The following is a 10683-nucleotide window of genomic DNA, read 5'->3' on the forward strand; positions in this document are numbered from 1 at the left end:
CGGTCGAGCCGGGAGGGCGTTCGCCCTGGGTCAAGGACCTTTCGACCCGGAAGATCTGAATCGGAATCCGGAACGGCGGGCTGCGTCGCCCCCCGGCCAAATGATCAGATTTCTACGCTTCTGAGTGAGCGTCTACAGCCCAGGCTTGCCGTGAACCACGCGGTGGACGCAGAAGGAAGCGATTCGCGTCCAGCGGGAGCGGCTAGCTTCGCGCTCGTCGATGCCATCGGACGGCCAGGAACACGGGTGCGGAAAAAAGGAGGATCGCACTGTACGCCAGGAATGCGCGCGCGCTTTCCCACACGGCGACGCGCCGTGCCTCGATGATCCCAACGTACAGCCGGTCTCCCTCGGTGCGGGCAACAGCACCGTCGACAAGCCAGCCGCGGACGAGAAAGCGATTCCGGCCCAGCGGCTTCACCTCGAGGGGAGAGAGAGCTGGGAAGCGACGCAACACCGGTGTGTCGCCTTCCATGTCGACCTCAAGGTTGAAGAATACGTTCAGGAGCCAGAGGTCGTCGGAAAGCACATCCACGAGGCGATAGTAGGCAGAGTCTGGCGCGGATTCTGTGGGCGCCGTGGGCTCGCGTGCGGGTTCTGGCTCCCGCCGCCCGATGAGTTCCAGGGCGTCGGCGATGAATCCGGTCGGCGCTTCGGCCGCGACGCTATTCGAGAGGGCGACGGCGGCGATCCCGAGGCCCGGGTCGAGAGCCAGGCGGGCACTGGCTCCAGGAATGCCGCCATCGTGCCATGCCAGAACCTGTCCCTCTCTATCCCGCACCATGAAACCGAGGCCGTAGCCCTCGTCGAGGGCCGGGTGCTGACGGGCGTGGATGCGAAGCATTTCCGCGACGCTTTCGCGGCGCAGGATGCGCTGCCCTTCGAGTTCGCCGCCGCGCAGGAAGAGAAGTGCGAAGCGAGCCAGGTCGCGCGCGGTGGTTATCAGCCCCGCTGCGGGAGTAAGAGGGGAAGGATCCTTGCGTTCGACGCGGCCACTGAGCGCGCCGAAGAGTCTTCCGTAACCGATGGGGAGGCGCGCCTCGAACTCGGATGGCGGACGAAAGGTCGAATCACTCATTCCCAGGGGCTCGAAGAGAACCGTTCTGGCGTGTTCCGCGAAGGTCTGGCCATCAGCCACAGCCGCCAGGTAGCCCAGCAGCGCGTAGCCCTGGTTCGAATAGACGATCTTCTGGCCGGCTGGCCGCGCCGTTCGCAGGCGATTGACGAGATAGCTGGCCAACGTCATCGGATCGTCGCCGGTCCCACGGACCGGCAATCCCGCAGTGTGCGTGAGTAGCTGCCGAATCGTCGCCGTCACCGGTGTGCCGTTCCGATCCCGAATCCAACGCTCTCGCGGTAGGTAGCGGTTGGCGCTGGCGTCGAGTTCCAGCTTTCCTCGCTCCAGTTGACGCGCGACGAGCGTCGCGGTGATGAGCTTGGAGATCGAAGCAGCTTGGTAGAGGGTCTCGGGGGTCGCCGGGATGCCTGCCTCGGGGTCGGCGTAGCCGGCCGCGGCGAGCGTGATCCGGCTTTCCGCGACGACCGCGACGGAAAGCGAGGGCGATTCGTGTTGTGCGAGCCGTGATTCGGCCAGGTTTCGGATTGCGTCTTCGAGGGACGTGTTCCCGGCTGTGCTGGGCATAGGGCTCAACACGAAGACCACAGGAATCATCATAACCAGGGCGGTTCGCTGCATTTGAGACCTTCCTTGCTCCATTCCCCCACGCCAGGCTGGCATTATTTCTACAGTAATGTAAGTTTTATTCAACAATCGTGTCAAAAAAAGATCCGCCCAAACCTCGTGGAATGTCCGCCCGCCGAGGTCGGCGAGCAGCAGGCGAGACCCGACAGGCAATCCTCGCCGCTGCGCGCAAGCGCCTCGCCGAGAACGGGCCTGAAGCCATTCGCCTCAAGACGATCGCGCGGGATGTCGGGATCTCCCATCCCTCGATTCTCCACCACTTCGGAAGCCGTGATGGTCTCACCCAGGCCCTGGCCCAAGACGCTCAGGATCGGCTGAACGCTGACGTGCTCGCGGCCCTCTCGGTCCCGGCCGACGAGAGCACTGTTGGGCCGCTCGTCCGCCGCGTGTTCGAAACAATCGGAGACTCCGGCCACGCTCGCCTCCTCGCATGGCGCGGCCTTGCACTGAGCGAGCCGCGCCCCGAGAACTCCGAGCAGGAGATGCTTCGCAGCCTGGCCGATGCGATCCACGCAAGGCGGGCGGAGTACGCGCGCGTACACCAGAAGCGCGTGCCGAGCCGGGAAGAGTCGGCGTTCCTGGTCCGTCTCCTGGGTGCAACGCTAGTCGGCGAATCAATTCTTGGGCCCGTCTTCGAACTCCGTGCAGAACTCGATGGGCAGTCCGATTCGCGTGAGCGGTTTCGAAGCTGGCTATCTGCGCTCGTCGCGAATCAGTTTGCAGGCGGTGACATCGAAAAGAGCGCCGGAGATGAAGGAAAGTAGTCCCCAGCCAGCCATGCGCTCTGCGCTGTCTGGCATGTTGATGTTACGGAAATGCTCCGCAGGAGCCTGCAATGTGAGTAGGCGGTACTGTCCTTCGCACCAAGGTGCAGATCCAGTTGATTCGACGACGTCTTCTGTGGATCTGCATCAGTTCCCATTCGTCCATCTGAGTCGTTGCGAAATCTCTTCTTGGGCTGCTGCTCCGACGTTCTTGAAGAACGGACGGGGGTCCCAAGCTCGTGGAGCCAGAAGACTGTCCCCGGGATCCCTGAGAGCCTGCCCCGGCGCCAGCCGACCAGGGGGATCCACGATCCGCGCGGCGCTCCGAGCCCGAGCGCTGGTGTCTGATCTACCACTGATCCGGAGCGACTCCGGCGCATGGATGGCGATCGGCCCCGGATGCTTCGGGGCTAGAAATCCAGACGTCCGCGAAGCTCGTCGAAGGGGACCATGACGTGCTCCTGGTAGGCGGGGCGCTCGCAGAGGCGTTGGTACCAGGACATCACGTTGGGCGGCCGTTCCACATCGAGTCCCATCTCGAACCAGCGGTAGAGTGCGGTTCCCGCTGGAATGTCCGCCAGGCTGAAGTGCGAGCCTGCGAGGAAGGGGCGGATCGTGAGTTCCCGATTCAATAGCTCGAGGTGTCGTTCGCACTCCGCCTTCGAGGCAGCGGTCCGGGCGTCGTCTCGCTGGGCTTCCGGGGTGCGGTACCAGCCCCAGAAGATGCTCATGAAGGCGGGCTGCCAACTGGTCTGGGACCAATCCATCCAGCGGTCGACGACGGATCGCTCCGCCGGGCGTTCTGGCCAGAACGTTTCTCCGCCATGGCGCGCACCCAGGTAGCGAAGGATCGAATGGGATTCCCAGATTCGAACCTCTCCGTCGCCCAGGACGGGCACGCGGCCGTGGGGGTTCATGGCCAGGAACTCCGGGGTATCGAGCCCGCCCGCTGAGCCTCCGGCGTCCCGATGTTCGAACGCAAGATCGAGTTCGCCGAGCGCCCACAGGATCTTCTGGACGTTGAAAGCGCTGCGGCGGCCCCAGAGGATGATGTCGGTCACGGAGGCTCAGCTCCCGGGGATGCTCGAAGTGGTTTCATCGCTCTCGGCCCATCCGTAGCGGATCGCCTTGGCGGTGATTCCGGTTCCGGCCGGCGCACGAAACGGGGCGGAGTAGAGCTGCCAGGCGCCGTCGTCCAACGAGAATCCGATCGAGGCACCTCGGCTCGGGCTGTTGAGGTGCACCTGACCGTCGTGGAGTGCGATCGTTGGCGGAGCCGTCGTCGGCTGCACGCCTCCGGGCCAGAAGCGTTCGGCGAGTTCTTCTTCGGGAAGCAGGCCGAGATCGCCCGATGTAGCGAGCCACTTGTCGAGGGCGGTGCGCAACCGCGCGAGGCGATCGGCATGGGCGGGCTCGCCGGCGAGGTTCTTCACTTCGTGGGGGTCGAGTTCGGTATCGAAGAGTTCCTCGGCGTCGCGGGTCGTGCGGAACCAGAGGGCGGGAGTTCCTTCGAGAGCGCCGGCCTCGGCGAGTTCGTTCATCTCCTGCATCATCGGCATCGTGTTTCGGAACTCCACGGGCAGGACGTAGGGCTGGTCCGGAATCAAATGCCGCACGTATTTGTAGCGACGGTCTCGAAGGGCACGTACCCGGTCCATCTGTTCGTCGATCCGGTCGCGAGCGGCGTAGATCCACTCGGGTTCCGCCTGGGCGCCCGGGCCGAGGAAGACGCGCCCCTGGACGTAATCGGGAATCGGCACCCCCGCGGCTCGCAGGATCGTAGGTGCGAAGTCGACGCCACTGACCAGCTCGGCGTTCACCGAGCCCGGTTCGGTCACGCCCGGCCAGCGAACGATCAGGGGAATCCGGATGCCCGAATCGTAGGGCCAGCGTTTCGCCCTGGGCAGGCCGTCGCCGTGGTCGGTCGTCCAGAGGACGATCGTCCGGTCTGCCAGGCCATCCTCTTCGAGTTTCGCGAGCAACTCGCCCACCTGGGCGTCCATCGCCTCGATGTTGTTGTAGTGACGGGCCAGGTCTTCGCGAACCGTCTGGGTATCGGGGTAGTAGGGCGGAAGCAGGACGCTCGAAGGCTTCGTCTCGTGAATCCAGGTCGAATGGTTGGCCACGCGCATGGGGAGCATGACGAGTTGGAGAAGGCTTCGGGGCAGGCTCCAGGTGGGCCAGACCTGGCTCTCGTGGGTGCCCTCGAGCGTGAGGTAGGCGAAGAACGGTCGGTCCGCGGCGAGGCCGCGCCAATCGTCCACGCCGGTTTCGTCCCAGATCGTGAAGGGGCCGCCAAACGTGCCCGCCAGGCCGGTTTCCATCTGGTAGTCGGTCTTGCGCGAGTTCAGGGTGGTGTAGCCCGCCGCTCGGAGCAGCTCGGGGAACGCTTTCATCTCAGGAGGCGGAACCGCTGCGTACCCACGCCCGCCGACGCGCATATGGCCGGCTCCCCAGCTGTCGGCATGCACGCCCATGATGATTCCTGCCCGACTGGGTGCGCAGACACCGGCGCTGGTGAAGGCACGTTCGAAGCGCAGGCCTTCTCGGGCCAGGCGATCGATGTTCGGAGTTCGTGCAACCCGGTCGCCATAGGCGCCGACGCGTGGGCTCAGATCCTCGGCCATGACCAGCAGGATGTTCGGGCGTTCCGAGTTCTGGGCGTCCGCCCGAAAGGGCAGCAGCGAACTGAGCGCAAGGGCCGCGAGAAGGGGGATCCAGTTCGGTTTCCTGGTCGCCATGAACCCCATGGTGGCGCTGCACCGGGAGCTGCGCCATCACATGGAACATGAAGATCCCCAGCTTGCTCCTCGCATTCGGACTCGCTCTCTCGTCAGCATCGAGCGCCCAGGATTTCTCCCAGGTCGAGATCAAGACGATTCCCGTGGCCGAGGGCCTCTTCATGCTGATGGGTCGCGGTGGCAACATCGCGGTCCTTGCCGGTGACGATGGTGTGTTCCTGGTCGATGACCAATACGCCCCGCTCACGGAGAAGATCCTCGCGGCGGTCCAGGCCATCGATGCCCGTCCTGTCCGCTTCCTGGTCAACACCCATTGGCATGGGGATCACACCGGTGGCAATGAGAATCTCGGGGAAGCGGGTGTCGTGATCGTTGCCCATGACAACGTGCGAGAGCGCATGAGCATGAAACAGGTGATGCAGGCCCGCGGGGTCGAAGTGCTGGCCTCGCCTTCGGCCGCGCTGCCGATCTTGACGTTTCCGACCTCGGTCACCTTCCATCTGAACGGCGTGACGACAGAGGTCGTTCACGTTGCGCCGGCTCATACCGATGGAGATTCGGTCGTGTGGTTCGCGGAGCGAAATGTCGTCCATACGGGCGATACGTTCTTCAACGGCTTCTACCCGTTCATCGATGTCGACAGCGGGGGCTCCATCGACGGTGTGATTTCAGCCGTCGATGCTGTCCTGGCCCGGGCCGACGACGAAACCAGGATCATTCCCGGCCACGGTCCCCTCTCGAATCGAGCGGAATTCGAGGCCTACCGGGAGATGCTCGTCACGGTTCGCGATCGGATACGTGCAGCGATCGTGGCGGGAAAGGGCGCCGACGAGATCCTTGCGGAGAAGCCGACGGCGGATCTGGACGCGGCCTGGGGCGGCGGTTTCATGAAACCCGAGGACTTCGTCCGCATCGTCGTCGCAGATCTTTCCCGGTAGGCAAAGCATGCCTCTCGTCATCCGGGCAGGACGCAGCGCTCGTGAGCAGCTCGCCAATGAAGGCTGGCGAGCGGAGGCGTTCTCCACACTGGTCGGGGCTTCGGGAGGGCCGAAGTGGCTGGTACTGAGTCGCATGGATCGGGCCCTGGCCGAATGGCTCCTGGCGGGTCGGGCGACCCCCCTCGATCTGCTCGGCTCATCGATCGGGAGCTTTCGCCACGCCGCGTTTTCAGTCCACGATCCGGTGGCCGCGATCTCACGCCTCGAACGCGCCTACGTGCAGCAGTGCTACGAGGGTCCGGATCGTCCCAGTCAGGCTGACGTCAGTGCCGCAACGGCGCGGATCATCGGCGAGGCGCTCGGTGCCAACGGCGATGCTGAGCTGCTGGGGAATGGTTCGCTCCGAAATCACGTGGTGACCGCGCGTTGGCGCCTGGGCCGCGAGGGTACGGGCCTCGCGTTTCGGCTCGGCCTCGGTGCTTCTGCGCTCGCCAATGTCCTCTCACGCAAGAGCCTCGCGGCGTTCTTCGAACGCGTCGTGTTCGCGCCGGAAGAGGGTGGCGTTCGCTTCACTTCTCTCGGCGCGGCCCGCTCCGAATTGACCGCGTCGAATCTTCGACCGGCACTCCTGGCCAGCGGATCGATCCCGCTTCTGATGGAGGGCGTACGGGATCCCCAGCGGGCGCGCGCTGGTCTCTATCTCGACGGCGGCATCCTCGACTACCACTTCGATTTCCGTTTCCGCACGGCCCCTGGCCTGATCCTCTATCCCCACTTCTTCGATCGCATCACGCCGGGTTGGTTCGACAAACCCTTGCGCTACCGGAAGCCGCAGACTGCCGATCTCGACAGGGTTGTGATGATCGCGCCGTCGCCGGAGTTCGTGCGTCGACTCCCAGGGGGCAAGGTCCCCGATCGGGTCGATTTCGAGGAGCTCTCCACCGATGCTTGTCAAAAGCGCTGGTGGGAGGTGATCGAATGCTGTCGAGAACTCGAGGAGGCCGTCCGTGGGCTATGGGCCGGCAACCGAACGTTCGAGATCCGCTCCTTCGAGAGCTGATCGCTGCGCCTTCGGCGTTTCTTCGACATTGCGGTAGCGGAAGCTCTTCTGGATGCCGCCTTCGTAGGCGATGCCATCCACTTCGACGTAGGGGTAGATGAAGTAGTTGAGGGGGGCATCACGATGTCCGCTTCCGAGACGAAGATCCCTGCCCGTCGTGAAGTGAATGCGATCCGCAGGATGGGTGCCGAAGAAGAGTTCGCGTTTCTCCGGGTGCTTGTACGCCTCGGAGGCGTCGATGGGAAGCCACCCACTTCCGGGTACAAAGAGTTCGACCCAGCAATGGTACCCGCCGACCTCGCCAGTCGGGCGGTCTTCTGGAACCGGGAAGCCGATTTCGAAACGCGCCGGCAGGCCTTCGGTCCGTGCCATCGAAATCAACAAGGCATGGAAATCGGTGCAATTGCCGTAGCGTTCACTGCAGGCCCAGAAGGTGTCGCCGTTGCCCCAGCCCGAGCCGACCTTCTTGTACTCGACGTTGTCGACGATCCAGTCATAGATGGCGCGAGCTGTGGCCGCGGGCCCCGCGTCGATGCGGCTGGCGCGGACCTCGGTCAGCATCGGTTCGAGGATCGGATGGGCGACGGCGACGCGCTCGTTCGCACCCAGGAAGACGGCAAAGTCGAGCTCCTCGGCCGCTGAAAGCGGACGTTCATCACTTCCGGGATTCCGATGAACACGCCGCTCGACGACCGCATTCACGGAGACGTCGATGGCGAGGCCCTCGGAGGCTTCGACGACACCGTGCCAATAGCGGTTTCCGTAGCGGCTCTCCGTCTCCACTTCGCCCGCGATCGACGCCTCGATCTCCAGCTCGACGACATCCTGCTGGGGAGTCACCGCCGGAAGGGGCACGAACACGTGAACGAGGCCTGGTGCTTTCGGGAGAGGCCCGATGTGCGTGTCGTAGCTGAACGAAAAACGCCGGCCCTCCTCAGCGAGGGCCGGCGCAACCAGCACGCCGAGGATGAGCGAAACGTTCAGGGCACGGAGGCCAAAGCGTCGCGCAGGAATCCGGAATCCACCCAGATGTGAAAATCCTCCCGCACATCGACCAAGCGGATCACGCCCTCGCGATCGAGCAGGAAGGTCGCCGGATGGGGTACACCCGCCTCGATCTCCTCCGCATCGGGTCGTCGCAAACCAAGGGAATCGATGGCCGCGCTGCCGGGATCGAGCGCGAACTGGATTCGCTCTCTCATCCCCAGGCCATCCACGAACCGAGCCGACTTCTCGTTCCATTGATTGTCCGGAATCACGTACACGATCTCGAGATCGGGTTCGTCCCGGAAGGTTTCTCGCAGCTCCACGAGCCGCGCCTTCGTATAGGGTCACCAATCGACGCTCCGCTCCAGGGTGACGAGTACCCGATGCCCGCGCAGGCTCTCCCACGAAACGGGTTCGCCATCGAGATCGAGAAGTGCGAGCTCGGGAAAGGGTTGGCCCAGCAGTTCCGAGCTATGCGGGGCTTCGGTCCGAGTGCCCGCCTCCGTGCCGCGCCGCCCGAGAGACGTATCCGGCAGCAGGAACGTGAGACCCATGAGGCCAAGAATGGCAATCGTGGCGAGCCAGCGAAGCATGGTTCGATTCAGGCCTCCGCCGCGGCTCGTGTGGGTCGCAGCCAGAGAAACGCGAGGGCGAGCGCCAGGAAGATTCCGGCCTCGATGCGCGGGAGATTTCCGAGGCTGTGATAGTCGCCGACGAGCCAGGCTGCAAGCCGGTAGACGGCGTTCAAGACCAGGCCGAAGGAGGTGGCGGTGGCGATCCAGGGAGCCGCCGTGGGCTGACGCGCCGCTCCCAACAGGCAAGCGCTCCACGCCACCAGGCACGAGCCCGTGAATGCCACGAAGTAGGCGCCATTCGGCCCGACCGGGAGCGGGCCTGCTGCGACCGCGCCAGGGGCCTGGGATTGAAAGAACGACGCAAGGAAGACCATTCCAACGAGTCCGCCGATCCCTCCGATCAGGGCACACAAGAGGCTGTAGGCGCTCCGCATCCCCGGGGTTGTACCATAGTGACCCGATTTCGGCCTACGGCGTGGCTTCCCCGGCTCTTCTCAGCACCCGCGCCTGCACGCGCACCGCGTTGGCCAGGCTCTCGATCCCGATGCGTTCATCCGTTCCGTGAATGCTGGGAATCTGGTCCCGCGCCACGATCGCACCGAGGAAGCGGTAGGCGTCATCGACGATGTCCGCATAGTGCCGTGTATCGGTCGCGCCGAGCAGGAGGCCTGGCACGACGATGGCCTCGGGGTAGACATCGTGGATGGCGTCCGTCAGCACCTGATAGCCGAGGGCGTCGACCCGTCCGGGCCGTGGCGCCTGGGACCACGTGTCTGATTCGATTTCGATTTCAGGATCGTCGATGGTGGCGCGCACATGAGCCAGTACGTCGTCGGGGGTCTCACCCGGAAGGATGCGGAAGTTGACCGTCGCCGTGGCGCGCTTGGGCACCACATTCTCCTTGACGCCTCCGGAGACCATCGTGGCGGCCGTGGTCGTGCGCAGCATGGCGGCCTGCAGGGGATCCTCGGCCATGCGCCGTGTGACGAGGGGCCCCGTCAGCCAGAGGTTCTTCATGGCCAGGCGCCGGCCGAAAGAAAAATGCGGTGTCAGCGCCGCAAAGAGGTCGCGGATCGGCTGTGAGATCCGCAACGGCAGGGGGTTCGCCTCGAGCCGGTGGATGGCCGTGGCCAGCTTGCCCACCGCGGTGTGCGGGGGCGGTGTCGAGGAATGCCCGCCATCGCTGCGCGCCGTCAGGTGGATCGTGAAGTAGGTCTTCTCCGCCGTGTTGATCTGGGCCACGAGCTTTCCCGGGATCAGGCCGAGATCCGAGCTGAGGAAGCCGCCTTCATCGACCAGGAACGAGAACTTCATGCCGCGTTCCCGAAGCGTGGCCGCAAGGGATTCCGCGCCCCCCTCTCCTCCGACCTCCTCGTTGTGGCCGAAGGCAAAGACCAATGTGCGGGCCGGCTGGAAAGCATTCGCCAACAAGGCTTCGGCGGCTTCGAGCCAGCCGATCACGCCGCTCTTCACATCGAGAGCGCCGCGGCCCCAGATGAATTCTTCGTCGATGACGCCGCCAAAAGGCGGATGGGTCCAGCCCTCGAGCGCTTCCTGCTCGACGGGAACGACATCGGTATGGGACATGAAGAGCGCGGGCGCGAGCGACGGATCGCTGCCCTGCCAGGTGAGGAGCAGGCTGTAGCCCGAGATGCGCTCGACCGTCATGCGCTCATGGACGAGGGGGTAGGTGGCGCGAAGATGCTCGAGCAGGTCCTCGAAGGGTTGACCATCGAATTGTTCCGGATCCTGGTGGCTGACCGTGGGAAAGCGGATAGCACTTCCCCAGGAAAGTGGACACCTAACTTAGGGCATACTAGCCCAAATGAGGTGATCCATGGCACGAGTACGAAGAACGTTCACACCCGAGTTCAAGCGCGATGCAGTGCGCCTTGTCGTGGGCGAGAAGAAGACCG

At 64.4% G+C, this 10683-nt stretch carries 11 protein-coding genes; 3 read left to right on the forward strand and 8 right to left on the reverse strand.

Going from position 1 to position 10683, the window contains the following annotated elements; genetic code table 11:
• Positions 1-202: 202 nt before the first annotated feature.
• Positions 203-1642, reverse strand: coding sequence for a beta-lactamase family protein (locus GY937_03015; protein MCP5055678.1), 1440 nt, complete (start codon positions 1640-1642; stop codon positions 203-205).
• A gap of 164 nt (positions 1643-1806) precedes the next feature.
• Between GY937_03015 and GY937_03020 the strand changes: the two genes are divergently transcribed.
• Entirely contained in the window at positions 1807-2466 is a 660-nt protein-coding gene (locus GY937_03020; protein MCP5055679.1) for a TetR/AcrR family transcriptional regulator, read from the forward strand.
• A 410-nt stretch (positions 2467-2876) separates the two neighbouring features.
• Here the strand turns inward: GY937_03020 and GY937_03025 are convergent, their stop codons facing one another.
• Together GY937_03025 and GY937_03030 are read right to left on the reverse strand one after the other, a co-directional pair.
• Positions 2877-3527 (reverse strand): glutathione S-transferase family protein, encoded by a 651-nt coding sequence (locus tag GY937_03025; protein ID MCP5055680.1) that lies wholly within the window; start codon positions 3525-3527, stop codon positions 2877-2879.
• Positions 3528-3533: 6 nt separating this feature from the next.
• The gene (locus GY937_03030; protein ID MCP5055681.1) at positions 3534-5207 is read right to left on the reverse strand and encodes a sulfatase; all 1674 of its coding nucleotides are present in this window, start codon (positions 5205-5207) and stop codon (positions 3534-3536) included.
• A gap of 47 nt (positions 5208-5254) precedes the next feature.
• Here GY937_03030 and GY937_03035 point away from each other — a divergent pair, with 47 nt between their 5' ends.
• Both GY937_03035 and GY937_03040 read left to right on the forward strand, forming a co-directional pair.
• A complete protein-coding gene (locus GY937_03035) occupies positions 5255-6145 on the forward strand; it encodes an MBL fold metallo-hydrolase (GenBank protein ID MCP5055682.1) in 891 nt (296 codons plus the stop codon).
• 7 nt (positions 6146-6152) lie between these two features.
• On the forward strand, positions 6153-7205 hold the full coding sequence (locus GY937_03040; protein ID MCP5055683.1) for a hypothetical protein: 1053 nt from the start codon (positions 6153-6155) through the stop codon (positions 7203-7205).
• Here GY937_03040 and GY937_03045 read toward each other — a convergent pair.
• Genes GY937_03045 through GY937_03065 form a run of 5 tightly spaced genes read right to left on the reverse strand, consistent with a single transcriptional unit; the run spans position 7158 to position 10435 of the window.
• On the reverse strand, positions 7158-8165 hold the full coding sequence (locus GY937_03045; protein MCP5055684.1) for a transglutaminase domain-containing protein: 1008 nt from the start codon (positions 8163-8165) through the stop codon (positions 7158-7160). The two genes, GY937_03040 and GY937_03045, sit on opposite strands and share 48 nt — an antisense overlap.
• A gap of 20 nt (positions 8166-8185) precedes the next feature.
• Positions 8186-8515, reverse strand: coding sequence for a peroxiredoxin family protein (locus GY937_03050; GenBank protein MCP5055685.1), 330 nt, complete (start codon positions 8513-8515; stop codon positions 8186-8188).
• Between the two features lie 21 nt (positions 8516-8536).
• Complete coding sequence (locus tag GY937_03055) at positions 8537-8785, reverse strand: hypothetical protein (protein ID MCP5055686.1); 249 nt, start codon at positions 8783-8785, stop codon at positions 8537-8539.
• A gap of 8 nt (positions 8786-8793) precedes the next feature.
• Entirely contained in the window at positions 8794-9201 is a 408-nt protein-coding gene (locus tag GY937_03060) for a hypothetical protein (protein MCP5055687.1), read from the reverse strand.
• Between the two features lie 34 nt (positions 9202-9235).
• Positions 9236-10435 carry a M20/M25/M40 family metallo-hydrolase gene (locus GY937_03065; protein ID MCP5055688.1) on the reverse strand — a complete coding sequence of 400 codons (1200 nt, stop codon included), beginning with the start codon at positions 10433-10435 and terminating at the stop codon, positions 9236-9238.
• Positions 10436-10683: the final 248 nt, after the last annotated feature.

This window comes from bacterium, from assembly GCA_024228115.1.
GTDB lineage: Bacteria > Myxococcota_A > UBA9160 > UBA9160 > UBA6930.